Source organism: Neobacillus pocheonensis, assembly GCF_050477905.1.
In the GTDB taxonomy this organism is placed as follows: domain Bacteria; phylum Bacillota; class Bacilli; order Bacillales; family Cytobacillaceae; genus Neobacillus; species Neobacillus pocheonensis_A.
In genome coordinates this window covers 48,394-73,724 of sequence record NZ_JBCNAD010000049.1, presented here as the reverse complement: position 1 = coordinate 73,724, position 25,331 = coordinate 48,394, and the positions used below count along the sequence as shown (strand labels likewise).

Below are 25,331 nucleotides of genomic sequence, written 5' to 3'. Positions count from 1 at the left end.
CAGGGGAGACCCCGCAGGCGCCAAAGCGCCGAGGAGGCTCCCCGACACGCCCGCGGAAAGCGAAACGCCTGGAGAGGAAATCAACAGCCAAGTTTAACACAGCCTTATTTGAATACCCATTTATAAAGGAATATAAACCATAACTTGCCTTTTTGCATATTTTGATTAATAACGGATAATCGTCTATAAAAAAAGCGGCAGAAAGGAGAACTTATGGGATGGATCAGGGTAATTATGAGTTAATAATGCGAAATTATATAGAAGAAGCATTACAAGTGAAAGAAAGCTACGATACCGCCAAAAAAGGGGTAGTCGAAGAATACGAGGTAAGAAAAAGGGTCTTAGAGGATGTCAAATTCCGTTTTCAAAAAACGGAGGAGGCATTCAATCGAGGGAATGCAACTCAAGATGCCTATAATCAGGTGAAAAATGATCATAAGCGGGCTGAAGAAACATTAAATGAACTCGAGCAAAAGCTTGATGAATTAAACAGATATATGGTCCAGAGGATTGAAGCGGTTTTGGCAAATTTAAATGATTTGAATGAGCAATTTGTCGAAGATATTGCCCTAGAGAAGAAAAAATTAACATATCATTTAAAGAAGGCAAAATACGACTACTTAAAAGAGACAATCAATGTCAATAATGATTATAAAAAACAGATAAAACATGCTGAAAAAGATTATAAAAAACAGATGAAACTTGTCGAAAATGAATATAAAAAACAGATGAAACTTGTCGAAAATGAATATAAAAAACAGCTAAATCAAGCCGAAAATGATTTTAAAAATCAACAGATTTATGTCAAAAAGGATTTTGATAAAACCTCTAAGCAAATTCGCAGTGCTTCAAAAAATCTACAAAAGGAAGAAAGCTTTTTGAAGAGGATAAGTAATTATTTAGGACTGGATTCCATTATTGAACTGATAGAGGATTTTCAAGTTGCTTCCTCAGAAGGAAACGACATTCCAGGCGTTACGTCAACGAAAGAAGATTTTCAAGTTACTTCTACAGAAGTAAATGATGATCTAATCGTTACGGTAACAAAAGAGGAATTGCATGATGCTCTTTATTCAGGACGAATACCGGCTGAGCTAGAAAAAGAGGTATCAGAAGCGATCAGTGAAGGACTAATATAATAAAACCTTTCACAGTTCTATTTTTTCAATAGGACTGTGAAAGGTTTTTGTTTTATTTTGGTAATAAATAGCGGAATTAAGAATTATCTCATTTCCTCCCAATCCGTATAGTTCCCGCTTCCTTGGCATCCTGGACATTCGAAGGAGTTAAAGTACGCAAACTCATTATAAGGATAAACTGTATACCCTCTGCCTTGACAATCAGGACATTTGCCTTGGTCCTTCATATTTTCAACATGATTTTGATATCTTGTTTCTTTCCATTGGTTAAATGAGTTGAGAAGTCCCATTTTTTTCACCTCATCTTTTTCATTAGTATGAAGTAAAAATGGAATTTTTATGCTTATTTTTCCATTTTATCAAACTTTATTATTATAGTTTGATAATAATTTATATGAAAAAACGCTCATATATGTGAGCGTTTACTTGATTATTTTAACTATTTCCAAGGTTTAATTTCTTCATCCGATATTGTAGGCTTTGCCGGCTTAAACCGAGAATACTCGCAGTCTTAGAAATATTGAAATCATTTTTTTTAAGAACCTGCTCAATATAGGATTTTTCAAATAACTCCATTTGATCCTTTAATGGGATGGCAACATCTGAATGTTCTTTTATAAACGTGTCAACCGTCGAGAGAGGAATCATTCTCTCCTTCATCTGCATTTTATTGCGGTATTGGAATGGTAAGTGGGAGTATCGAATAACTTCCTCATCCAACATTATATTCATGGCAGCTTCAATGATATGTTCTAGTTCTCGAACATTGCCGTGCCATTCATATTCTAAGAATGACTGTGTAACCTCTTCAGATAATCCCTTAACATTCATTTGAAATCGTTCATTATATTTTTCGATGAAGTGCTCAACTAATAAGGGAATATCCTCTTTTCGATCTCTTAAAGGAGGGATGAATATGGTTACAACACCAAGGCGGTAATATAAGTCTTTCCGCAAATGATTATTGGCGATGGCATCAATCGGGTCCTCGTTAATGTTAGCAATGACCCGGGCATCCACTGGAGTATCCTTCGTATCTCCAATCCGTCTTATCATCTTTTCTTGCAGAACACGTAGTAATTTTGCTTGAAGATTAAGATTTAAGGAATTGATTTCATCCAGCAGTAAGGTACCGCCCTCTGCCTGTTCGAATAGTCCCGGGTGATCAGTTGCCCCAGTAAATGCGCCCCTCTTTGTTCCAAAAAGCAGTCCCTCAATTAAATTGTCTGGTAATGCTGCACAGTTTTGCGAGATAAACGGTGCAGAAAGCCGGCTGCTGGCATTATGAATGCTTTGAGCAAAGAGCTCTTTTCCGGTCCCGGTCTCGCCAACAATCAATACATAAGAAGAGGTACGACTGGCGCGCTTAGCCGCTTCAATGACTTCCCTGATTGCTGGAGAATGACCAATAATTTTATCAAAGGTATATCTGGTCGAACTCTTATTCATATTCCCCTTAATCAGGCGCTCTAATTTCGTCACATCGTTAGCAATCTCTACTGCACCTTGAAGGGCTTCATCCTGAAAAATAGGAATCGTATTATTAATTGTCGTGATGGCTTGTCCTTTATTATTAAAATAGGTTTGTTTAACGTTGCTAGTTTCCGTGCCTTCTTGAAGGGCTTTTACAAGAGTACTAGACTGATCGTCTTTAAACATAAACACATCTAATAAATTTTTATTGATAACGTCTTGAAAATCCATTGACTCCATTTGCATCATTTTTCTATTATAAATAATCGTCCTGCCTGTTTCGTCTACTGCATGTACTCCTACATCTACCTCGTCTAATATCCGTTTATACATCCGGTTTAAATATTGCAAATAGAGGATGGTATTATTTGAATTTTCCATGATGATTCATTCCTTTGGTTTTATCCTTTATGCACTTATTTAATCAAAATAAACGGAACAATGCAAAATATTTTTGCATATAGGTGAAAAAAATGTGAATTTGCGCAAAAATAATTGGCATTAATTTACGGTAAAATCCTAAAAAACCGCAAAATTAATATTGGCACGGAACTTGCATGATATTTTAGCGGAACAATTTAAGGGGGTAAAATAATGCAAGCGTATACACATGAGCCGTTTACTAATTTTGTTGATGAAAAAAATAAAAAAGCTTTTGAGGACGCTCTTGGTAACGTCCATAGCCAACTTGGTAAGCACTACCCGGTTATCATTGGCGGTGAACCAATCACAACAGAAGAAAAAATCGTTTCGATTAACCCAGCAAATAAAGAGGAAATTATTGGCACCGTATCAATGGCAGATCAGGAATTAGCAGAAAAAGCCATGCAGGCTGCCCTAAGTGCATTTGAATCATGGAAAACATGGCGCCCTAAACATCGTGCCAACATTTTATTCCGTGCTGCCGCTATGATGCGCCGCCGTAAACACGAATTCTCTAGTTATCTAGTAAAAGAAGCAGGTAAGCCTTGGAAAGAAGCGGATGCTGATACGGCAGAAGCGATTGACTTCATCGAGTATTATGGAAGACAAATGTTGAAAATCAAAGAGGGTGTGCCGGTACAAAGCCGAACAGGGGAGTATAACCAGTTTAACTATATTCCGCTTGGCGTTGGAATTATTATTTCACCATTTAACTTTCCGTTAGCCATTATGGCAGGTACAACGGTTGCCGCCATTGTTTCCGGTAATACCGTTCTATTAAAGCCAGCAAACTCAACGCCAATTGTGGCTGCAAAATTTGTTGAATTGATGCATGAAGCAGGGCTGCCAAACGGAGTATTAAACTTTGTTCCAGGAAGTGGTGCTAAAATTGGCGATTATTTAGTCGATCATCCGAAAACTCGTTTTGTATCATTTACTGGTTCACGTGAAGTAGGCTGCCGTATTTACGAACGTGCTGCAAAGGTAAACCCTGGACAAATCTGGTTGAAGCGCGTGATTGCTGAAATGGGCGGTAAAGACACAGTGGTTGTCGACAACGATGCTGATTTAGATTTAGCGGCAGCTTCCATTGTTTATTCTGCTTTCGGATTTTCTGGCCAAAAATGTTCAGCCGGTTCTCGCGCAGTCGTTCATCAGGATGTTTATGATGAAGTACTTGAAAAGGCCGTTGCCTTAACAAAAACACTTAAACTTGGCAATCCTGAATCACTTGACACCTATATGGGACCAGTCATTGATGAGAAATCGTTCAAGAAAATCATGAACTATATTGAAATTGGTAAACAAGAAGGCAGATTGATGACTGGTGGAGAAGGAGACGACGCTAAAGGATACTTCATCCAGCCGACAATTTTTGCTGACTTAGATGAAAATGCCCGCCTTATGCAAGAAGAAATTTTTGGACCAGTTGTGACGTTCTGTAAAGCGCGTGATTTCGATCATATGATGAAAATTGCCAATAACACCGATTACGGTCTTACTGGTGCATTGATTTCCAACAACCGCGAGCATATTGAAAGAGCGCGCGCGGAATTCCATGTTGGAAACCTATATTTTAACCGTACCTGTACGGGTGCAATCGTTGGTTATCAGCCATTTGGCGGTTTCAATATGTCAGGAACAGATTCAAAAGCTGGCGGTCCTGATTACTTACTTCTTCATATGCAAGCAAAAACTACATCGGAAATGCTCTAATTAAAGGAGGAAAATCAAATGAACGAAACATTAACGAAATCAACAACTATTATCGAACAAACACAAAAGTTTGGTGCTAACAACTATCATCCACTGCCTATCGTTATCGCTAAGGCTGAAGGCGTATGGGTAGAAAGTCCAGAAGGAAACCGCTACATGGATATGCTAAGTGCCTATTCAGCGGTAAACCAAGGACACCGTCATCCAAAAATCATTCAAGCATTAAAAGACCAAGCGGATAGAGTAACATTAACCTCGCGTGCATTTCATAATGACCAACTTGGCCCTTGGTATGAAAAAATTTGTAAGCTAACCAATAAAAACATGGCCCTTCCAATGAACACGGGTGCGGAAGCTGTTGAAACAGCATTAAAAGCAGCCCGCCGCTGGGGTTATGACGTAAAAGGAATTGCTGAAAACCAAGCAGAAATTATCGCATGTAATGGAAACTTCCATGGACGTACCATGGGTGCAGTTTCTTTATCCTCGGACCCTGATTATAAACGCGGTTTCGGACCAATGCTTCCTGGAATTAAATTAATACCATATGGTGACCTAGAAGCATTAAAGGCTGCAATTACCCCGAATACAGCAGCGTTCTTAATGGAACCTATTCAAGGGGAAGCAGGTATTATTCTGCCGTCTGAAGGTTTCTTAAAGGCAGCAGCTGACTTATGTAAAGAAAATAATGTTCTATTTATTGCTGATGAGATTCAAGTTGGTTTAGCTCGTACAGGTAAAATGTTTGCCTGCGATTGGGAAGAAGTGGAGCCAGATATGCTGATCCTCGGTAAAGCACTTGGAGGCGGCGTATTCCCAATTTCTTGTGTAGTTGCTAACTCTGATGTATTAGGCGTATTTAACCCAGGTTCACACGGTTCAACCTTTGGCGGTAATCCGCTTGCATGTGCTGTTTCCCTTGCAGCTTTAGATGTTATTGAAGAGGAAAAGTTGGCGGAACGCTCATTGGAATTAGGTAAATACTTCCTAGAACAATTAAAAACGATTAACAATCCAATGATTAAAGAAGTACGCGGAAAAGGCTTATTTATTGGGGTGGAATTAACTGAAGAAGCAAGACCATATTGCGAACGCTTGAAAGAAGAAGGCCTATTATGTAAAGAAACGCATGATACGGTTATTCGCTTTGCACCACCGCTCATTATTACAAAAGAAGAAATCGACTGGGCCATCGCCAAAATTCAAGAAGTATTATCGTAATTAATTTTTCTAATTATCCAAACTTATTAATACGACGGGGGTCAATATATGTCTGCTAACAATGTGGTAGATGAAATAACGAAAGAACAGCAAAAAGAACAAGAATCATTAAATTTATTTTATTCAACACAAACGGTCATTCAAAAAGCGCTAAATAAGTTAGGCTATACAAACGAAATGTATGAATTATTAAAAGAGCCCATCCGCTTATTGACTGTACGGATTCCAGTCAGAATGGATGACGGTACCGTTAAAATTTTTACCGGCTATCGTTCACAACATAATGATGCTGTAGGTCCAACTAAGGGTGGGGTACGTTTTCATCCAGAGGTGGATGAAGAAGAAGTGAAGGCTTTATCGATTTGGATGAGTTTAAAGTGCGGAATTACAGATCTGCCTTATGGTGGTGGGAAAGGCGGAATCATTTGTGATCCGCGACAAATGTCTTTCAGAGAGCTAGAACGATTAAGCCGTGGATATGTTCGTGCCATCAGCCAAATTGTTGGACCAACAAAAGATATTCCAGCACCGGACGTTTACACCAATTCACAAATTATGGCCTGGATGATGGATGAGTACAGCCGTTTGCGCGAATTTGATTCACCAGGATTTATCACAGGAAAACCAATTGTATTAGGTGGCTCAAAAGGACGTGAAACCGCAACGGCAGCGGGTGTTACAATTTGTATTCAAGAAGCCGTAAAGAAAAAGGGGATCAAGCTACAAGGGGCACGCGTTGTTATTCAAGGCTTTGGTAATGCGGGAAGCTATTTAGCAAAATTTATGCATGATGCTGGTGCAAAGGTTATCGCAGTGTCCGATGTCTACGGGGCTGTTTATGATCCAAACGGACTTGATATCGATTACCTACTTGATAGAAGGGATAGCTTCGGCTCCTTCTCGCAATTATTTAAAAATACGATTACTAATAAAGAATTGCTTGAATTAGATTGTGATATCCTTGTTCCGGCAGCTATCTCCAACCAGATTACTGCGCAAAATGCGGCAAATATTAAGGCTTCAATCGTTGTAGAGGCTGCAAATGGACCGACAACGTTAGAGGCGACTACGATCTTAACAGAACGTGGAATTCTCCTTGTGCCGGACATTTTAGCAAGCAGCGGCGGTGTAACAGTATCCTATTTTGAGTGGGTACAGAATAATCAAGGCTACTATTGGTCAGAAGAAGAAGTAAATGAAAAACTTGCGAAGGTTATGGTCGAGTCCTTCGAAAATATTTATCAAACGGCGGAAGCACACCAAGTAGATATGCGTTTAGCGGCCTACATGGTAGGAATTAAAAAAGTGGCAGAAGCTTCTCGTTTCAGAGGTTGGGTATAGAATGGTCAAAATACTCTTTCCATTTAGTTGGGAAGAGTATTTTTGCATTTATGGTGCAAAATATTTTTCAAATATGCCAAAAAATTTGGCGTAAATGTTCGAAAATTGTTCACAAAACTTGATTTCTATTTTTGGCACGGAAATTGCAAATATTAATTATGTGGAAATTAAGATTATTAGAAAGATTTGGTGGTTGCTAACATTCAGCCATTGATATCTTTCATTTGCGACAGGTTTGTGGAATGCTTTCCTCTAGCAAAAAATTTCCGATTTCTACTAAATTGCTTTAATTTGGAAGCGTATTCATTATGAAGGGGATAAGGGGGAAATTGAATGAATTTACAAGAAAACAATGCATCACATGAATTACAACGAACGATGAAGTCTAGGCACCTATTTATGATTTCACTTGGTGGAGTTATTGGTTCTGGATTATTTTTAGGGTCAGGCTATACAATTAGCCAGGCAGGACCGACTGGTGCCATTCTTTCGTATATTGTAGGCGGATTAATCATGTTTTTGACAATGGTCTGCCTTGGGGAATTATCAGTTGCTATGCCTGTGTCTGGGTCATTCCAAACGTATACCACCAAATTTATTGGACCGGGAACAGGTTTTGCTCTTGGCTGGCTATATTGGCTGGGCTGGTCAGTGACAGTGGCGTTAGAGTTATTGTCAGCAGGTCAGCTAATGCAAAGATGGTTTCCACATTCACCTGTATGGATTTGGTGTGCGATTTTTGCGATTGTATTATTTGCACTTAATGCACTTTCAGCAAAGGCGTTTGGTGAAGCTGAATTTTGGTTTTCCAGTATTAAAATTTTAGCTATTATTATGTTTATTGCATTGGGCGGCGCTGCCATGTTTGGCTTAATCGACATGAAAGGCGGACATGCTGCACCATTCTTATCTAATTTTACAGCGCATGGAATCATGCCACATGGATTCACGGCTTTGATTGTTACGATGATTGCCGTTAACTTCTCGTTCCAAGGAACCGAATTAATCGGTATAGCTGCCGGTGAAAGTGAAGATCCAGAAAAAACGATTCCAAAATCAATTAAACAAACCGTTTGGCGTACCCTTTTCTTTTTCGTTTTAGCAATTTTTGTATTATCAGGGTTAATTCCGATGGAAAAGGCTGGGGTTGTTGAGAGCCCGTTTGTTGTCGTATTCGATAGCATTGGTATTCCATATGCCGCAGATATTATGAACTTTGTTATTCTAACAGCGTTACTATCTGTTGCGAACTCAGGTCTATATGCCGCAACTCGTATGCTTTATGCGATGTCGAAAGAGAAAATGACCAGTCCTAAGCTAACAAAAGTGAATAAAAGCGGAGTTCCAATCAACGCCTTATTTTTTACTATTGGGATTGCTTTATTATCATTACTTTCAGGATTCTTTGCAGAAGAAACGGTTTTTATGTGGCTTTTATCCGTGGCAGGATTAGGTGCTCAAGTTGGCTGGATTTCCATTACAGCTTCGCAAATTGCTTTCCGCAGGAAATTTATCCGGGAAGGAGGAAAAGTGGAAGATCTTAAATTCAAAACACCATTATTCCCGCTACTGCCGATCATTGCCTTGTTATTAAATATTTCTGTGTTGGTGAGTTTAGCATTTGATCCAGCACAAAGGTTAGCTCTTTATCTTGGCGTTCCATTTGTGGCTGCTTGTTACTTAATCTATCATTATAAAATTAAAAAGAATCGTGAACAGGACGGAACGGAAGAACAAGAACTTCAGCTCCAGGACAACAAAAAAATGATTATCTAAAATCGTAAAAACGCTTGGGATATTCAATTTCCAAGCGTTTTTTTTTTGGATATTCCTGTCCAAACTTCAAACAATAATATCGAGGTGATAGAAATGGGAAATTGGAATGAACAGGCTGCACCTAATAATAATTTGCCGCCAAAAACGATTCGGTCATCAGAAATGCTGTTGGGGGACAAAGCAAATCATGCGTTCAAAGAGGTATTATCAGATGGCGGTGAAAGAGACCAGTTCATTAAGCGACAAAAAAACGACCTTAAAATGAAATAATAGAAAAAATCAGTGACGATTGAAATTTTCGTCACTATTTTTCTTTACAAATGAATTGGAACGATGTAGAATTTCTATGTACCTAATATTTCTAGGTAGGTGAGAAAATGTTTAACCGCGAATTAGTAAAAGGCAGTACCTCGTTAATTTTATTGCAATTATTAAATGAGCGCGATATGTACGGCTATGAATTAGTGAAAGAGCTTGAACAGCGCAGCGATAATGGCTTGAGCGTGAAAGAAGGGACCTTATATCCGGCCTTGCACAAGCTCGATAAGCAGGAGTATATTGAATGCTACTGGCAGGAACAGGAAAAGGGTCCGGCGCGTAAATATTATCGGATTACAAATGCAGGAAGAGAACTGTTAGATGAGAAAACTCGCGAATGGCAGGATTTTGTTCAAGTTATGAATAAAGTAATTGGGAGATCGAAGCATGGAACGGTCAAAGACTAGGTTTCTTGAAGAACTATCAAAGGGATTGATAAACCATAAAGAAAAAGAGAATATTCTTCTTGATTATGAATCCCATATTGAAGAAATCCTGAATGAATCCTATGATTGTCATACTGAAGCTGAAATCTATAATAGAATCGTCTCACGTTTGGGCAGTCCGGATGAGATTTCTGGCTTGTGGAACGAGGAGCTTTCGGTGACTCCGAGTAATATGAAATGGCTGTTCATCCTGTTAAATATCATCTTTTTCGGTGGAGGAAGTTTATTAACACTAGCCCATAATCTTTATCAATGGGAATGGCTGTCTGCCCTTTGGCACCATTTAACCGCAATTCCTATTCTAATTGCCTTTTTATACATGTTTTTTTGGGCATTGCTCGGATATGAAATCGGCAAGGGTTTTGGTCATAGGGGAAAAATCCTTTTAAGAAAAACGTTCTTACTTTCACTATTCCCTAACTTATTGTTAATGGTTCTGACAGTATTTGAAATCATACCTCATTCCTGGTTTGCACCTTTATTAACGAAAACATTCATTTTTGCTTGTATCATTTTTACCATTTTTCTTTATCCGATAAGCTGGTTTGGTTACCGCTGGGGAAGGAAAGCGTCGATATAAGCAGTTTTTTTTGAGTATATACCTAGTAAAACTATATATATAGAAAATCTACATGAACGAGGGATGACGATGGAAACGAAAATTAGTAAATCAGATTGGCTTTTTTTGGTTTTATGTTTACTGCTTGGTATTTTAGGGGAAGAAGCATTTTTCCGAGGCAAAATTGGAATTTCTTATTTTGTTTTTATTGCAGGTTTTTACACGGTATTTTTTTGGCGTTACCGCCGATACACTTTTTCCCATCAAAGAATAGGCTATCTGATTCTTTGTTGCATCTGGCTCCTGTCTGCAAGTTTTTTCTTGAACGACAACGAAGTTTTTTATGGAATAAATATAATGGCAATTCCTTGCTTGGTCATCTTTCATCTTGTTTTAGTCACAAGCCCGAAACAAATGAAGTGGAATCAACTTGGAATGATTCTCTATTTGTTTTCCATGCTTTTAGATTCAGTAAAATATAATGCGGCTTTTTCTGGTGTATTTGCAAAGGGATTGAAACAAGGTGTTAACGAGGAGAAAGCCGTCATATGGAAAAAAGTACTTATTGGATTGGTCATTTCACTGCCTGTTTTATTTATCGTACTAAATTTACTCATGTCAGCTGATGTACAGTTTAAACGGATGATAGGCGGTATACCGGATTGGTTCAACGTCATCGATGTAGAAAGTATTTTTAGGGTTGTAGTTATACTCTTTTATACCGTTGGCTTTTTTGGATTCATGCAGATTCTTGCTAAAAAACAAATTAAAGTTATCAAACAGACTGCTAACAATCAAGGTTCCAAGCTTGATTCGATTATTACCATTACGGTTTTAATTGTAATCAATGCGGTATATTTATTATTTACGATGGTTCAGTTTAAATATTTCTTCAGCGGTACGTTGCAAGGGGATTTTACGTACGCAGAGTACGCAAGAAAGGGCTTCTTTGAACTATTGTTTGTAACGATGATAAATTTATCGATTACAGTAGTAGTCCTGACCGTTGTTAATCATGGTACTAATTTCGTAAAGCGGTTCATGAAAATTTTGCTTACCATTTTGGTGTTGGCTAGTTTTATTATGCTCATATCTGCTTTTATGCGTTTAGGCATGTACGAGGAAGCCTATGGATTCACCTTAACTAGGATACTTGCCCATTCGTTCATGATATTCCTTGTTGTCATTTTCATGTATACATTGGTAAAGGTCTGGGTTGAAAAACTGTCCTTGTTTCATTTTTACTTTATTTCATCTTTAATTTACTTCACTGCCATCACAGTTATAGACTTAGATAAAATTGTGGTGAAGGAAAATATGGATCGCTACACGGAAAGCCGGAAGATCGATATTTACTATCTCAACGACCTATCCTATACAGGTGTGATGGGATTGATTGACCTATATGAAAAAGATAAATCAATAAATGGACTTGAAGGAATATTGATTAAACGGAAGCAGCAGGCCCTGACAGAAAATAACCCTTGGCAGTCCTATAATTTAAAAAGAGAGCAGGCTTTCGCAAAACTTAAGAAGCTTGATTTGAACTAGAAAAAAAGCATGCAAAAAAAATTTGCATGCTTTTCTTTTTTGTGTAACTTTTTCAAAAATATTTCGTCTATCTAAATTACGAATATTTTAAAAAGTTGATTTTTGTGGGGGGATGAAATGAAACGATTTTTACGTAATATTATTCGATTAGTTTTGATTATTGCTGGGTTCCTATTTATTTTTAAACTTCCATTCTTATTAGGAATTGGAAAAGATCATGTTGTGTTTAATTTTAAAACGTTTTTGGGGGGGATGAAGTCAGATTTTCAATCTTTATTTCGCATAAAGGATACTACCTATCTGTCATTTTTTAAGCAATTGAATATTACGGAAAGTTATCAGTATTCAATTACGATTCTACTTTTTAGCTTAATCTTTATTATTTTCATGGGTTTGGTATTTGCAGTTTTGGTTATGCTCGCACCAGAGAAGCTGAGAAATAATTTAAAAAGTGGTATTAACTTTTTTGAAGCAGTCCCAGATTTATTAGTGATTTTTTTATTTCAGTTTTTTGTCATAATACTTTATAAAAAAACAGGAATTAAATTTTTACAGTTATATGGAGTTTTTGGTGCAAAGCCATACTTTGTCCCAATCATGACAGTCTCCTTCCTGCCTTTATTTTTATTGATTCAGTTTTTAATTAAGGTTTTAACCGATGAACAATCCCAGCAATACGTGCTCTATGCGAAGGCCAAAGGAATGGGACGCCTTAGAACCCTGCTTGTACATATTATGAGAAACATTTTTCCACTTTCTGTATTACAGCTCAGAACCATTGTTTGGGTATTACTTTCCAATATTTATTTAGTAGAATATTTGTTTAACATTAATGGATTTACACAACAATTTTTTAAAATCATTTCTATGGGAGGAGATTTCGTCTCGCTCGTAGTCTGTTTGCTAATGTTTTCGATTCCATTGTTGGTCATTGAAGCAGCAGGCTGGACGATTTCAAGGTTAATAAGAGGGAAGGAGCGTATAACAATATGAAGAAATATAAAAAAACAATCATCGGTTCTTCCTTACTTCTTCTTCTGTTATTAATGAGTATTTTTTATCCTGCTTACGGACCGAAAGATTATAATCATCAGGTTTTAGTTAAAAATGAACAGGGAAAGATCATTGGGAGAGCTCCGTTTCCTCCTTCCGAAAGCATATACTTGGAACTAATCGCAATGGTGAAGATATGCATTGGCTTTTGCTATATGGAGCAAAATTCACGCTCATTTCTACATTTGGAGTCGCCATATTAAGGGTGATAATTGGAGGATTATTGGGGATTATTCTATCAATCTGGGCCCCTTTTTTAAAAAGTTATGTGAAGGACTTTTTCCTGCCTTTCCGTTATATACCATTAATCCTTATAGGTATTATTTTAATGATCCCGATTGTCGGGGATTTTAATGATGTATCCATCTCATCGATTATAACCTACCAAATTATAATTCTCGTTTTTATTGGCGTTCCGTCCGTCATAATATTCGCTTCAGATGTTACGGATGAGTTATTAAAAACATCCTTCGTGCAAAGTTCTATTTTGATGGGGGCGGGTAAGGTTCATCTTATAAAAAGGCATTTGCTGCCCTATTTACGATCTTACAGCGTTTTATTTACCGTTCAGCAGTTGATCAGTACACTTCACATAACGATGCAGCTAGGACTGTTTGGGATGTTTCTCGGCGGAAGGAATAGGGCGGGAATCTTTGGAATTGATGACCCAGATAATCCACCGCCACATCCGGCAACAATCACTAATGAATGGGCCGGATTAATCGGCCAGAACTTTAATGAATTTTTGCTTGCACCCTGGACTATCTTTAGTCCTGTGATTGGATTTTTTATTGTCATTGCTATTGTTAATATGATTAAAAAAGAATTAGAAGAAAACATGAGTGGCCTGCAGGTTGTGAAAAAGAGGGAAAAGAAGAAAAAGGTATCTAAGGATGAATCCCGATCCTTTGTGAAACGAGGCTTATTTGAATTCGTTCAGAAGCTTTAGCAGCATGATATTTTTGAACTAAATAAAAGTCATTGTGAATATCTTTGTAAAAAATAGAGGGAGAGTTGTCTATGAACAGAAAAGATGTCATCCTTGAACAGTTTTTATTATGTCATAACAAGAATGGCTGGTTTGTATCGTTTCAAAGTGCGGTGGCTGGACTTACAGAAGAGCAGTCTAGATGGAAAAGGGGAGACTCCGAAAATTCAATCTTGGAGATTGTGAGTCATTTAGTTTATTGGAATGAGCGGTATTTAAATCGGTTTAAAGAGATTCCGATTCCCAAAATGGAAGGGGATAATGATTCTACTTTTGTGGAATTGAACGATTTAGAATGGTCTGAAGTGACAGAGAGGTTCAATGCTGTAATGACCGATTGGTATAATGCCGTTCGTGAATGTGAGGAGTCGAAATTGGATGGGCCAGTTAATACGGAATCTAAGCATTCATGGATTGAGACGTTAACCAGTATCACCCTTCATAATGCCCATCATATAGGGCAAATCGTGACAATTCGTAAAATGCAGGGTTCCTGGGATAAGGTACAGGGTGTAAGTTGAATTTCCAATTGATATCCAGTAAATGTCGTAAGTTTCGGAAATTACGTCGTAAGTGACCGAAAATATGTGGTAAGTGGCCAAAAATATGTCATAAGTACCAGAAGAATGTTTGAATTACCAAATAATATCCAGGAAATGTCGTAAGTGTCCGGATATACGTCATAAGTGCTATAAAATATGTAGTAAGTGACCAAAAATATGTCATAAGTAACAGAAATTCATCAAGAGTAACCAAAAAAACCGAGCCGCATGCAGCTCGGTTTTTCTATGACTATTTATCAGTCACCACTAAACATATCAAAAATCCCTTTAGCGATACTGCCTTCATCTTTTCCGCCGCCACGGGAAGGTGCTGCCGCGAATACACGGCTGGCAAGACGGCTGAACGGAAGGGATTGAATCCAAACAGAACCAGGACCGCGCAGTGTCGCAAAGAATAAGCCTTCACCGCCAAACAAGGCTGTTTTAACGCCTTTCACAAATTCAATATCGTATTGAACATTGCTTGTCATCGCAACTAAACAACCTGTATCTACCCGTAACGTTTGGCCATGATCAAGTTCTTTTTTAATAATCGTTCCACCTGCGTGTACAAACGCAAGCCCGTCACCCTCAAGCTTTTGCATGATAAAACCTTCGCCGCCGAAAAAGCCTGCCCCAATTTTTCGTTGGAATTCAATCCCTACTTGAACCCCTTTTGCAGCTGCTAAGAAAGCATCCTTTTGACAGATAATTTTTCCGCCAAATTGGCTTAAGTCCATTGGAATGATTTTGCCTGGATAAGGAGAGGCAAACGAAACCCGCTTTTTGCCTGTTCCGGTATTGGTAAAAGTCGTCATGAACAAGCTTTCTCCTGTAAGAACACGTTTACCAGCACTGAATAGTTTGCCCATCAGGCCGCTGCTGCCTCCGCTAGAACCATCACCGAAAATAGTCTCCATATGTATGTCATCTTCCATCATCATAAAACCGCCTGCTTCGGCCACAACCGTTTCTTGAGGGTCTAACTCCACTTCAACAAACTGCATATCATCGCCATAAATCTTGTAGTCAATTTCGTGGTTATTCAAGGTAATCCCTCCAACTTTTTAATATGTACACCTAAATACATTATAAAAAATTTAGGAAAAATATACTAATTTTAAAGAAGATAAAATAAAAAGACGTCTGTCAAAAACAGACGTCTTTTGCGTATTGAGGCGAAAAACCACACTCCACATAGTGTGCTCCTAAAAGGAATGTTTCTCGACTTACACAACTCAGCTCATCGCTTAATCATCTTAACACGTGCGGCCTCAAGAAAACAAGAAAAAAATTTTTGGTTTATTTTTCAAACAAAACACTTGCTTGTTATTGTGAATTATTCTATATTCAAATAATCAGATATACAAAAATAATAAGATAAGAAGGGTGTATATGTTTAGTGATAATAGATTCCATCAATATTCTTTAAAAAGCGTACCAAAGGACTTGCTATCAGGATTGATTGTTGGGGTTATCGCGATTCCCCTTGGTATGGCATTTGCAATCGCTTCAGGAGTGAAGCCAGAGTATGGAATCTATACGACCATTGTTTCAGGGATTCTCATCTCCCTTTTTGGAGGATCGAAATATCAAATTGGTGGTCCTACCGGTGCGTTTATTCCCATTTTATTTGGCGTAGTCGTGACTTACGGCTACGAGAATCTCCTCATCGCCGGATTTATGGCAGGGGTCATTCTTCTCTTGATGGGGGTTTTTAAACTAGGGTCACTCATTAAATACATCCCTAGACCAGTTACAATTGGCTTTACGGCAGGAATCGCCGTAACCATTTTCACTGGGCAGTTAGCAAGTTTCCTAGGTTTAGAGGGAATCAAAAAGCACGAAGAATTTATTCGCAACATAGAGGAACTCATCCTACATCTAAATTCAACGAATGTTTTTAGTATTATCACAGCACTCATTTGCCTTATAACTGTCATATTAACACCAAAGATTGCACCAAAGGTTCCGGGCCCGCTAATCGGCTTAATCTTCTCCACCCTTGTGGCAACCTTGTTTTATCCAACACATATAGCAACAATCGGAACGGCATATGGACAAATTCCAAGCACACTGCCTGCACTCCATATACCTAACATGAATATAGAGTTAGTTATCAAACTATTAAAGCCTGCCTTTATCATCGCCATGCTTGGCGGGATTGAATCCCTGCTATCTGCGGTGGTTGCTGATGGGATGACGAACAGCCGTCATAATAGCAACAAAGAGTTCATTGGCCAGGGGATTGCCAATATGATCACCCCATTATTTGGAGGTATCCCGGCAACTGGAGCAATTGCCCGTACCGCCACGAACATAAAAAATGGAGCAGTTTCCCCTTTTTCTGGGATTATCCATGGAATCGTTGTCTTGCTTGTTTTGTTATTTTTTGCACCATACGCTTCTTATATTCCTCTTGCAAGTATGGCACCAATTTTGATGGTCGTTGCTTGGAATATGAGTGAAAGAAAAGTATTTGCTTATATTTTAAAAACAAAATCGACAGACTCACTTGTCCTATTAGTAACCTTTATTTTAACCGTATTTGTGAATCTAACTACGGCCGTTGAGGTGGGTCTTGTTATGTCGGCTATCCTGTTTACAAAACGGATGAGCGACTTGATGATCACGGCGAAGGCATTGCCAAATCGAAAACATAAGCATGAAAAAGTCGAGACTGGAATGGTATCCGATACGCATGACTGCCCACAAATCAGTATTTTTAATGTCGAAGGTCCGTTATTTTTCGGGGCAGCTGAAACATTTGAAAAAACGATTATGAGTACGATAAACTATCGACCGAAAATTCTTTTACTACGAATGAGTAAGGTTCCGTTGATTGATACAACAGGAGAAGCAAATCTTTCTAGTATTGTTCATCATTTTTCGAAAAATGGTATAGTAGTAATATCTGGATTGAATGCACAGCCGGAAAGTGTTCTAAAGCGAACAGGCTTGTATCAAACAATTGGCGAGGAACATTTTTTTGAGCATACTGGAGAGGCCATCCAATATGGTCTCGAACAAATCAATAAGAATAAGTGCCTTGGCTGTAAACATTTTGCATTCAGGGAATGCAAACAGTTATCTGTGGCTGAGGCAGTAGAGGGTAGAAAGGGACTAACCGCTACCATCTAAAAAACACTAGGAGTGGAAGAATGAATCTTGAAATGCAGCAGTTTAAAGCGGAATTTTTTAAAGCGCTTGCGCATCCTTTGAGAATTCGCATATTAGAACTTTTAGCAGAAGGGGATAAAAACGTAAATGAAATTCAAACCCTTGTTGGCAGTGAAGGTTCGGCAGTTTCACAACAACTAACCATATTGAGAGCAAAAAATATTGTTACTGGAACAAAAGAAGGGAATAAGGTTATTTACACACTGAAAGATCCCATGATTATTGAATTATTAGCCGTTGCAAGGCAAATCTTTAATAATCATCTTGTTGATACTATTACGATATTGGATAAATTTAAAGAAGATGAAGAGGTAACCGTTGTGCCGAAGAATTAATTTCTTGGGCTTTTCTACTTGAATTAATGGTAACCCATTTCCCGTAAGAAAACGATTACAATTATTTTTCGACAAAATATGACATTATACTTGAATAGTTGATTTGGAGATTCATAATAAAGGGGTATATTCTAAACAGATATTGGTAGTTATGTAGAATAGTGTAGGTTCCTGTCACCAGTGACTTTCTTGACATAAATGCCTAAAAATGATAAATTTTAAACAGCCGTTGCACGAGATTAGATTTATGTTACAAGCTTGTTCAAAGTTTTAATCGTTGTTTGGATGAGGAACTGAAGTAAAGCTATCGCGTTGTAATTTGGTGAATTTTACACACGGCTTGACGCAAGCCAATAGGAGGATTTTTTCACATGAAAAACGGTAAAGTAAAATGGTTTAACTCAGAAAAAGGTTTCGGTTTCATCGAAGCAGAAGACGGAAACGATGTATTCGTTCACTATTCTGCAATCCAATCTGAAGGTTTCAAAACTTTAGAAGAAGGTCAAGAAGTTTCTTTCGAAGTCGTTGAAGGAGCTCGTGGACCACAAGCTGCTAACGTAACTAAAAAGTAATTTAAAAAAACCAATTATAACAGCCCGGACATGTGCCGGGCTGTTTTTTATTGTTATAGTTAGCGAGATTCCAGTAATCTGCTACTATTTCCAGGGCCCTAATTAATGGTATTTTGCTATAATAGAAGTATTGAAAAAATGCAGTGGGGTGAGGGAAATGAAATTTATCCATACGGCGGATTGGCATTTAGGCAAGCTGGTCCATGGTGTTTATATGACAGAGAATCAACGGGAAGTGCTTGAACAATTTGTGGATATGGTGGCAGAAGAGAAGCCGGATGCCGTTGTTATCGCTGGTGATTTATATGATCGATCAGTTCCACCAACTGATGCAGTAGAGTTACTTGATGATATTCTTTTTAAAATAAATGTTGATTTGAAAACGCCTGTCGTTGCCATTGCCGGAAATCACGATAGTGCTGAACGGCTTTCATTTGGCAGTTCGTGGTACAAGCATAGCCAGTTCTATTTATCAGGAAAACTTTCTAACAGCTTTAAGCCCGTTCAAATCAATGGAGTGAACTTTTATCTCGTCCCTTACGCTGAACCAGGGGTCGTCAGACAGCTTTTAGGGGATGATTCCATCCATACTCATCAGGATGCCATGAAAGCTCTCATTGGAAAAATGGAGGAAACACTAAATCCTAATGAACCGAACGTCCTAGTTGGACATGCCTTTGTATTAGGAGGGCAAACATCTGACTCCGAACGGATGTTATCGGTAGGGGGCTCTGGTTGCGTTGGTGCTGAGTTGTTTGAACCTTTCTCTTATACTGCACTTGGCCACTTGCACAGTCCTGATGCGATAAACCATCAAAAGGTGAAATATTCTGGATCCCTGTTAAAATACTCTTTTTCCGAGGCCAAACAGAAAAAGTCAATTTCGATCATTGAAATGGATGATAAAGGTCATTTTACCCATCGCTATCGTTCTCTAACACCAAAACATGATATGCGTGAACTGGAAGGACATTTAGAAGAATTACTTGATCCTCACTTTTATGAAAAAGAACTGATTCATGATTATTTAAAAATAACCTTGCTAGATGAGGGCGCCCTCATTGATCCGATTAATAAACTCAGACAAGTTTACCCGAATGTTCTTCACCTCGAGCGAAAAATCGATGTGACGGATTTAAAGAAAAAGCAGTCTTTTAATGCCAAACGAAGTGAGAAGAAGTCGGAGATAGAGTTGTTTGAGCAATTTTACACGGAAATGACTACAGCTGAGTTTAGTCTAGATAAAAAAGAGGCAATGGTTGATGTCATTGAAAAAGTGCTAAGGGGGGAAATGGCGAAATGAGACCATTAAAACTTACCATGCAGGCGTTTGGCCCTTATGCAGAAACGGAAATAATTGACTTCACCAAGTTAGGCAATCGGACGATGTTTGTGATCTCTGGAAAAACGGGATCGGGTAAAACAACGATCTTCGATGCAATCAGTTATGCTATTTATGGAAAAGCGAGTGGAGAGGATCGGAACGGTCCTGACCTTAGAAGTCAATTTGCCAAAGATGAGCTTTTAACAGAGGTATCTCTAGATTTTTCACTTCGAAACAAGGTGTATACGATCACCAGATCACCTCAGCAGCAGAAGAAAAAGGACAAAGGGGACGGCTTTACTCCAATCGGAGCGAAAGCCGAATTACATGTTTGGGATGATACTGGCGAGAAAAAACTCGTCGCGTCCAAAATAACGGATGTTGAAGAAAAGATCAAAGAGATTATGCTGATAGATGCCAATCAATTCCGGCAAATTCTAATGATTCCACAAGGCGAATTCCGCAAGCTATTAACGTCAGACAGTAAAGATAAGGAAGTCATCCTGCAAAGACTATTCCATACACAGTTTTATAAATTGGTTGAAGAAAAACTGAAGGATGAAGCAGCTGAGCTGAAAAGGTCTGTTGAAGACCAAGTACAAGCACGTGGGGAAGCCATTCGCCGTATTCATGCAGTTGTAAATGAAGAACTCCGTGATTATTTAAACGCAGACAGTGTGAATGACACGATCATCATGCCGCTCCTGCAAGCTGAAATAGAAGGGTTGGGTAATAGGCTCGAACAGCTAAACAGCCAATTGAAGGACAAGTCTCAGGAGCAAGACAAATTAAAGAATCAGCTGTTCGAAGCCGAAGCGATCCTTAATCAGCTGCAAACGAAAGAGAAGCTTAAAGATCAAAGAGCTCAGTTAATTTCTCATGAAGAATCGTATGTAGAAAAAGAAAAGCAGGTCCAGAGGGCACAAAGAGCAGCTGTTTTAGCAGAACAAGAAGCACTTTGCCATCGCTTGAAAAAGGAAGAAGACCAGCTTGGTGCTAATGTTCTTACGATGAAAAGCGAGATTGAAAAACTAAAAGTTTTGCTAAATGAATACGAAGGACAACTCCAAAAAGAGGTTGAGCGAGAAGGAGAGCGGAAGGAAGCACTAGAGGAAGTAAATCGACTTTTGAATATGAAAGAGGATGTTTATTCGTTTGCTGCCATGGTTAAAGAGGCTGCGCGAGTGGAAGCGTCATTAAAAACTGCCAAGGATAAGCAGAACCAGTCAGAAAGAAATCTAGAAAAATTGGATGAAAGAATTAAATTTTTACAGCAGCAAAAGGAAGAAATTGAAAAAGGCAAGATTACTTTCCTTGAAAATGAACGCCAGGTTGAAAAGCTTGAAGCAGAATTAGAGCGTATAGAAAAATATGAAACACTAAACGTTCGACATCAAAAAGCTGTGCAAAATCTTAACCAAATAACAGATCGGTATGAGAATACTTCTGCAAGATTAGCGGATGCGAAGTCGCTAGTGGAAGTGTTGGAAAATAAATGGCTCCATGGCCAGGCGTCGCTCTTAGCATCAAGGCTTCAATTGGGAGAGGCATGTCCTGTTTGTGGTTCCGAACATCATCCAGCACCTGCGCTTAATAATGATGATGCTATTCCGAATGAACAGGAAATGAAGACAGCTAAAGAGCAGGTAGGGAAATGGGAAAAAGAAAAATCTGCTGATGAGGCAGCCCTATATCAAAGCCAATCGGCTGAGAAAGTTCAGCGGGAAGCGATGGAGGAAATATTACAGGTAATCACGACTCACCGGGGAGATTTTGTTGAAAGTGATTTATCGTTCGTAAAGTCTGATGTTACTTCTGCTAAAAACAACCTTATTCAAGTACAAAGGAAACTATCTAATCAAATTGAGCAGTTTGAAAGTATGAAGAAAGAGTTATTAACACGAGAATCCGAAAAGCTGGATTTACAAAAAATGCTTCAGCAATTGACGGCAGAAGTGACTGAATTAACCATTGGGTATACAGAAAAGAAAACCAATTTAACAAGATTGATGAGTGTGATTCCAGAGAATCTTCGTTCAGAGGCTGAATATGAAAATAAACTTTCTGCTTCTAAGAAGCATCATGAAAAATTACTAAAATTGTTAGAAGCAGCCCAGGAGCGCATGCAGACGGCAAAAGAAAAGCTTGCGACTGAATCAGCACGATTGCAAGATGCAGAAATGCACTTTGTTGAAAAACAAAATGAACTTAAATTAGAACGTGAAATGTTTAAAAATCGACTCTCTGAACAGGGCTTCGATACCTTTGGAATGTACCATTCGTCCAAACTTAGTGAAACAGATATCCGTCTGTTAGAAACGGAAATTCGCCAATATCGGGAAGAATTGCGCTCTGTAACAGATCGTTTGACAGAATTAACAGAGCTGTTAAAAGACGTGAAAACTCCGGATGTAGAGGGACTTAAACTCGAAGTAAACAGGGTCAGCAGTGAAATTGAAACTCTTACTAATCAGCGCACAGATCTATTTGTGAAAAAACGGGATAATGAGGGAATCTACAGCCAGATAGAACGTTTGAATGACAATATGAAGGTCCTTGAAGAACGGTATAAGCTTATCGGTCATCTATCCGATATTGCCAAAGGCCAAAATAATTTCCGGATTACCTTTGAACGCTTTGTGCTCGCTTCCTTCCTTGATGATATTTTGCGGGAAGCCAATATGAGATTAAGAAAAATGACGTCAGGACGTTTTCAATTATTAAGAAAAACGGACCGTTCAAAAGGAAATGCTCAGAGCGGATTGGAGCTGCTTGTCTTTGACCAATACACCGGCCAGGAGCGCCACGTTAAAACGTTATCGGGCGGCGAAAGTTTTAAGGCATCCTTATCTTTAGCGTTGGGACTGGCAGATGTCGTCCAAAATTATGCAGGGGGCGTTTCATTAGAGACCATGTTTATTGATGAGGGCTTTGGTACACTTGACCCAGAATCGCTTGATCAAGCGATTGAAGCGTTAATGGATATCCAAAGCAGCGGGCGTTTGGTGGGTATCATCTCACACGTTCCTGAATTAAAAGAACGAATTGATGTCCGACTCGAGGTCAGGGCTGGGCAGACAGGTAGCACGACGGAGTTTTTGTTTACAAACTGAAATTAAGAAAGAAGTGAGATTTCACTCGGAGTGAAATCTCACTTCTTTTTTTTAATCCTTGTCAGTTGAATTGTGAGGGTTTGGTCCTAGAAATATTTCTATGGGACAAAATCCATTGGATTTAATAGTGTTTTGTCCGATAGAGCAATCTTAAAGGGACTTCCTAAACTCTCAAATAGGAATATCACACTTTATCTTACTTTAGTGCTTTAAAGTTCGGAAACGGATATTGGGCTTCAGCGAGTGTTGAGAGACTTGTCAATTCTGCTAGTTCACCAATTTGATTCCAAACGGCCATAACGGTCGGGGATTGGTGTGCAGTATCTATCGCTTCTTTAGATTTCCATTCAGCAATTTCGATAATGGTACCATCATCTGCTTGAAGCGTTAATAACTCACGATCAGTGATTAATCCTTCTTCCCGTAAGGTTGTGATATGACCTTTAAGAACTTCGTTCAATTCCATTTCTTTACCTGGCTTTGGCCGATAAAGCGCCATGAATACTAATGCAGACATTCGTATACCTCCATCATTTTTGATACTAAAATAACACTCAATTTAAAAATTCACAGTCCTACTTTAATTCCTTTGCCAGTGCTCGGCCTGCCTGCCTTCCCGTGAATAGGCATCCTCCTACAAAAGTCCCTTCTAATGAGCGGTAACCATGAATCCCGCCCCCGCCGAATCCTGACACCTCACCAGCGGCATAAAGACCAGGAATAGGCTCCCCAGCAGCACCAAGAACTCTTCCAGATAAATCTGTTTGCAAACCTCCTAGTGTTTTTCGGCTGACAATATTTAAGCGAACAGCAATCAACGGTCCCATTTTGGGATCAAGAATTTTATGAGGAGGAGCCACCCTGATTAGTTTATCCCCAAGATAATTTCGTGCACCGCGCATCGCTGTTATTTGCAGATCCTTTGTAAATTTGTTGTCAATTTCTCGGTCTCTTGCAAGAATTTGCCGCTCGATTTCATCATGGTTAAGTAAATGGTCACCAGTTAGCTTGTTCATTCCAGCGACGAGTTCAGGCAGGCTATTGGCAATGACAAAATCCTCCCCTTTGTCCATAAACGCTTTAACTGGCGCTGTTGGACCTGGAAGTACTCGAGATAATACTTTTTTAATGCTTTTCCCTGTTAAATCTGGATTTTGCTCCGAACCTGAGAGAGCAAATTCTTTTTCAATGATTTTCTGGGTTAAAATGAACCATGAATAATCGTAACCCGTCTTCATGATGGCATCCAGTGTTCCCAGGGTGTCAAAACCAGGGAAATTGGGTGCTAGAAAACGCTTTCCTTTTGCATCGAGCCAAATAGACGAAGGACCGGGGAGGATGCGGATCCCATGCATTGGCCAGACAGGGTCCCAGTTTTTAATTCCTTCTGTATAGTGCCACATGCGGTCTCGGTTGACAATCCGTCCGCCAGCGTCCTCTGTAATAGCAAGCATCCGGCCGTCCACATGCTCTGGTACACCAGAAATCATATTTTTAGGTGCTTCACCTAAACGGGATGGCCAATTTTTTCGAATCATTTCATGATTTCCGCCAATTCCGCCGCTTGTTACCATGACGGCTTGGGAATGAAACTCAAAATTTCCGACAACTTCACGCGAACTTGCTTCACCACGGGCAGCAGGGCTTGGAACGAGAATATCACCTCTGACGCCGACCACAGCACCATCTTCCTTAAGTAATTCATTAACCCGATGGCGGGGACGATAATCAACAAGGCCCTTCGCCATTGCCGCCCGAACTCTTTCCTCAAACGGTTTAACAAGTCCGGGACCAGTTCCCCAAACAATATGAAATCGAGGCACCGAATTTCCATGGCCTTCAGCAAGATATCCACCGCGCTCGGCCCAGCCTACTACTGGAAAAAACCTAACTCCCATGCTATACAACCATTCACGTTTTTCATCAGCAGCAAAATTAACATAGGCTTCCGCCCATTTTTTGCCCCAATAATCCTCATCTTCTTCACGGTCAAATCCGGCTGCACCTAACCAGTCTTGCCAAGCAAGTTCGCGGGAATCTTTAATTCCCATCCTTCTTTGTTCAGGTGAATCTACTAAAAATAGTCCTCCAAACGACCACCAGGCCTGCCCGCCTAGCGAGGCTTCGGGCTCTTGGTCTAAGAGCAGCACTTTCTTCCCCGCATCTGCAAGCTCAGCGGTTGCCACTAACCCGGCCAGTCCAGCACCGACAACGATTACGTCAAACTTCAAAATTACTTCCCCCTTAAAGTAACAATAGTA

Annotated in this window: 23 protein-coding genes; 18 read left to right on the top strand and 5 right to left on the bottom strand. The window is 39.2% G+C overall.

Annotated features, from left to right (window positions below; genetic code table 11):
- The first annotated feature begins 218 nt into the window (after positions 1-218).
- On the top strand, positions 219-1,139 hold the full coding sequence (locus ABES02_RS25220) for a hypothetical protein (protein WP_430140525.1): 921 nt from the start codon (positions 219-221) through the stop codon (positions 1,137-1,139).
- An 83-nt stretch (positions 1,140-1,222) separates the two neighbouring features.
- Here the strand turns inward: ABES02_RS25220 and ABES02_RS25215 are convergent, their stop codons facing one another.
- Entirely contained in the window at positions 1,223-1,429 is a 207-nt protein-coding gene (locus tag ABES02_RS25215) for a methionine aminopeptidase (protein ID WP_430140524.1), read from the bottom strand.
- Positions 1,430-1,574: 145 nt separating this feature from the next.
- On the bottom strand, positions 1,575-2,993 hold the full coding sequence (locus ABES02_RS25210) for a sigma-54 interaction domain-containing protein (protein WP_430140523.1): 1,419 nt from the start codon (positions 2,991-2,993) through the stop codon (positions 1,575-1,577).
- Between the two features lie 213 nt (positions 2,994-3,206).
- Between ABES02_RS25210 and pruA the strand changes: the two genes are divergently transcribed.
- The 12 genes from pruA to ABES02_RS25150 all read left to right on the top strand — a co-directional run bounded on the left by pruA (position 3,207) and on the right by ABES02_RS25150 (position 14,525).
- Positions 3,207-4,751 carry an L-glutamate gamma-semialdehyde dehydrogenase gene (gene pruA / locus ABES02_RS25205; protein WP_430140522.1) on the top strand — a complete coding sequence of 515 codons (1,545 nt, stop codon included), beginning with the start codon at positions 3,207-3,209 and terminating at the stop codon, positions 4,749-4,751.
- An 18-nt stretch (positions 4,752-4,769) separates the two neighbouring features.
- Positions 4,770-5,972 (top strand): ornithine--oxo-acid transaminase, encoded by a 1,203-nt coding sequence (locus ABES02_RS25200; protein WP_430140521.1) that lies wholly within the window; start codon positions 4,770-4,772, stop codon positions 5,970-5,972.
- A gap of 48 nt (positions 5,973-6,020) precedes the next feature.
- Positions 6,021-7,313: a Glu/Leu/Phe/Val family dehydrogenase gene (locus ABES02_RS25195; RefSeq protein ID WP_430140520.1), complete on the top strand. Its 1,293-nt coding sequence runs from the start codon at positions 6,021-6,023 to the stop codon at positions 7,311-7,313.
- A gap of 333 nt (positions 7,314-7,646) precedes the next feature.
- Positions 7,647-9,089, top strand: coding sequence for an amino acid permease (locus ABES02_RS25190; protein WP_430140519.1), 1,443 nt, complete (start codon positions 7,647-7,649; stop codon positions 9,087-9,089).
- A gap of 93 nt (positions 9,090-9,182) precedes the next feature.
- A complete protein-coding gene (locus ABES02_RS25185; RefSeq protein WP_430060987.1) occupies positions 9,183-9,359 on the top strand; it encodes a hypothetical protein in 177 nt (58 codons plus the stop codon).
- Between the two features lie 107 nt (positions 9,360-9,466).
- The gene (locus ABES02_RS25180) at positions 9,467-9,814 is read left to right on the top strand and encodes a PadR family transcriptional regulator (RefSeq protein WP_430140518.1); all 348 of its coding nucleotides are present in this window, start codon (positions 9,467-9,469) and stop codon (positions 9,812-9,814) included.
- The gene (locus tag ABES02_RS25175) at positions 9,795-10,433 is read left to right on the top strand and encodes an HAAS signaling domain-containing protein (protein WP_430140517.1); all 639 of its coding nucleotides are present in this window, start codon (positions 9,795-9,797) and stop codon (positions 10,431-10,433) included. Before ABES02_RS25180 ends, ABES02_RS25175 begins: the two co-directional genes overlap by 20 nt.
- Before the next feature lie 69 nt (positions 10,434-10,502).
- Positions 10,503-11,963 (top strand): DUF4153 domain-containing protein, encoded by a 1,461-nt coding sequence (locus tag ABES02_RS25170; protein ID WP_430140516.1) that lies wholly within the window; start codon positions 10,503-10,505, stop codon positions 11,961-11,963.
- 117 nt (positions 11,964-12,080) lie between these two features.
- Positions 12,081-12,956 carry an ABC transporter permease subunit gene (locus ABES02_RS25165; protein WP_430140515.1) on the top strand — a complete coding sequence of 292 codons (876 nt, stop codon included), beginning with the start codon at positions 12,081-12,083 and terminating at the stop codon, positions 12,954-12,956.
- Positions 12,953-13,219: a hypothetical protein gene (locus tag ABES02_RS25160; protein ID WP_430140514.1), complete on the top strand. Its 267-nt coding sequence runs from the start codon at positions 12,953-12,955 to the stop codon at positions 13,217-13,219. The genes ABES02_RS25165 and ABES02_RS25160 overlap by 4 nt, the downstream gene beginning before the upstream one ends.
- A 20-nt stretch (positions 13,220-13,239) precedes the next feature.
- On the top strand, positions 13,240-13,965 hold the full coding sequence (locus ABES02_RS25155) for a hypothetical protein (RefSeq protein WP_430140513.1): 726 nt from the start codon (positions 13,240-13,242) through the stop codon (positions 13,963-13,965).
- A gap of 71 nt (positions 13,966-14,036) precedes the next feature.
- Positions 14,037-14,525: a DinB family protein gene (locus tag ABES02_RS25150; protein WP_430140512.1), complete on the top strand. Its 489-nt coding sequence runs from the start codon at positions 14,037-14,039 to the stop codon at positions 14,523-14,525.
- Positions 14,526-14,803: 278 nt separating this feature from the next.
- On the opposite strand, the gene ABES02_RS25145 is transcribed toward ABES02_RS25150, so the two are convergent.
- On the bottom strand, positions 14,804-15,595 hold the full coding sequence (locus tag ABES02_RS25145) for a TIGR00266 family protein (RefSeq protein ID WP_430140511.1): 792 nt from the start codon (positions 15,593-15,595) through the stop codon (positions 14,804-14,806).
- Between the two features lie 346 nt (positions 15,596-15,941).
- Between ABES02_RS25145 and ABES02_RS25140 the strand changes: the two genes are divergently transcribed.
- The 5 genes from ABES02_RS25140 to ABES02_RS25120 all read left to right on the top strand — a co-directional run bounded on the left by ABES02_RS25140 (position 15,942) and on the right by ABES02_RS25120 (position 23,070).
- Complete coding sequence (locus tag ABES02_RS25140; protein ID WP_430140510.1) at positions 15,942-17,687, top strand: SulP family inorganic anion transporter; 1,746 nt, start codon at positions 15,942-15,944, stop codon at positions 17,685-17,687.
- Positions 17,688-17,707: 20 nt separating this feature from the next.
- Entirely contained in the window at positions 17,708-18,061 is a 354-nt protein-coding gene (locus ABES02_RS25135; protein WP_430140509.1) for an ArsR/SmtB family transcription factor, read from the top strand.
- Between the two features lie 371 nt (positions 18,062-18,432).
- Complete coding sequence (locus ABES02_RS25130) at positions 18,433-18,633, top strand: cold-shock protein (RefSeq protein ID WP_026575162.1); 201 nt, start codon at positions 18,433-18,435, stop codon at positions 18,631-18,633.
- 157 nt (positions 18,634-18,790) lie between these two features.
- Complete coding sequence (locus ABES02_RS25125; protein WP_430140508.1) at positions 18,791-19,936, top strand: exonuclease SbcCD subunit D; 1,146 nt, start codon at positions 18,791-18,793, stop codon at positions 19,934-19,936.
- Positions 19,933-23,070, top strand: a complete 3,138-nt coding sequence (locus ABES02_RS25120; protein ID WP_430140507.1) for an AAA family ATPase — start codon at positions 19,933-19,935, stop codon at positions 23,068-23,070. Before ABES02_RS25125 ends, ABES02_RS25120 begins: the two co-directional genes overlap by 4 nt.
- A gap of 196 nt (positions 23,071-23,266) precedes the next feature.
- Here ABES02_RS25120 and ABES02_RS25115 read toward each other — a convergent pair whose 3' ends face one another.
- Complete coding sequence (locus ABES02_RS25115; RefSeq protein WP_430140506.1) at positions 23,267-23,587, bottom strand: putative quinol monooxygenase; 321 nt, start codon at positions 23,585-23,587, stop codon at positions 23,267-23,269.
- A 58-nt stretch (positions 23,588-23,645) separates the two neighbouring features.
- The gene (locus ABES02_RS25110; protein WP_430140505.1) at positions 23,646-25,301 is read right to left on the bottom strand and encodes an FAD-binding dehydrogenase; all 1,656 of its coding nucleotides are present in this window, start codon (positions 25,299-25,301) and stop codon (positions 23,646-23,648) included.
- Positions 25,302-25,331: the final 30 nt, after the last annotated feature.

What these genes read in the sequence shown, in the direction of transcription:
- ABES02_RS25220 (WP_430140525.1), top strand. Translation starts at nt 219, where the DNA reads ATGGATCAGGGTAATTATGAGTTAATAATGCGAAATTATATAGAAGAA.
- ABES02_RS25215 (WP_430140524.1), bottom strand. Translation starts at nt 1,429, where the DNA reads ATGGGACTTCTCAACTCATTTAACCAATGGAAAGAAACAAGATATCAA.
- ABES02_RS25210 (WP_430140523.1), bottom strand. Translation starts at nt 2,993, where the DNA reads ATGGAAAATTCAAATAATACCATCCTCTATTTGCAATATTTAAACCGG.
- pruA (WP_430140522.1), top strand. Translation starts at nt 3,207, where the DNA reads ATGCAAGCGTATACACATGAGCCGTTTACTAATTTTGTTGATGAAAAA.
- ABES02_RS25200 (WP_430140521.1), top strand. Translation starts at nt 4,770, where the DNA reads ATGAACGAAACATTAACGAAATCAACAACTATTATCGAACAAACACAA.
- ABES02_RS25195 (WP_430140520.1), top strand. Translation starts at nt 6,021, where the DNA reads ATGTCTGCTAACAATGTGGTAGATGAAATAACGAAAGAACAGCAAAAA.
- ABES02_RS25190 (WP_430140519.1), top strand. Translation starts at nt 7,647, where the DNA reads ATGAATTTACAAGAAAACAATGCATCACATGAATTACAACGAACGATG.
- ABES02_RS25185 (WP_430060987.1), top strand. Translation starts at nt 9,183, where the DNA reads ATGGGAAATTGGAATGAACAGGCTGCACCTAATAATAATTTGCCGCCA.
- ABES02_RS25180 (WP_430140518.1), top strand. Translation starts at nt 9,467, where the DNA reads ATGTTTAACCGCGAATTAGTAAAAGGCAGTACCTCGTTAATTTTATTG.
- ABES02_RS25175 (WP_430140517.1), top strand. Translation starts at nt 9,795, where the DNA reads ATGGAACGGTCAAAGACTAGGTTTCTTGAAGAACTATCAAAGGGATTG.
- ABES02_RS25170 (WP_430140516.1), top strand. Translation starts at nt 10,503, where the DNA reads ATGGAAACGAAAATTAGTAAATCAGATTGGCTTTTTTTGGTTTTATGT.
- ABES02_RS25165 (WP_430140515.1), top strand. Translation starts at nt 12,081, where the DNA reads ATGAAACGATTTTTACGTAATATTATTCGATTAGTTTTGATTATTGCT.
- ABES02_RS25160 (WP_430140514.1), top strand. Translation starts at nt 12,953, where the DNA reads ATGAAGAAATATAAAAAAACAATCATCGGTTCTTCCTTACTTCTTCTT.
- ABES02_RS25150 (WP_430140512.1), top strand. Translation starts at nt 14,037, where the DNA reads ATGAACAGAAAAGATGTCATCCTTGAACAGTTTTTATTATGTCATAAC.
- ABES02_RS25140 (WP_430140510.1), top strand. Translation starts at nt 15,942, where the DNA reads ATGTTTAGTGATAATAGATTCCATCAATATTCTTTAAAAAGCGTACCA.
- ABES02_RS25135 (WP_430140509.1), top strand. Translation starts at nt 17,708, where the DNA reads ATGAATCTTGAAATGCAGCAGTTTAAAGCGGAATTTTTTAAAGCGCTT.
- ABES02_RS25130 (WP_026575162.1), top strand. Translation starts at nt 18,433, where the DNA reads ATGAAAAACGGTAAAGTAAAATGGTTTAACTCAGAAAAAGGTTTCGGT.
- ABES02_RS25125 (WP_430140508.1), top strand. Translation starts at nt 18,791, where the DNA reads ATGAAATTTATCCATACGGCGGATTGGCATTTAGGCAAGCTGGTCCAT.
- ABES02_RS25120 (WP_430140507.1), top strand. Translation starts at nt 19,933, where the DNA reads ATGAGACCATTAAAACTTACCATGCAGGCGTTTGGCCCTTATGCAGAA.
- ABES02_RS25115 (WP_430140506.1), bottom strand. Translation starts at nt 23,587, where the DNA reads ATGTCTGCATTAGTATTCATGGCGCTTTATCGGCCAAAGCCAGGTAAA.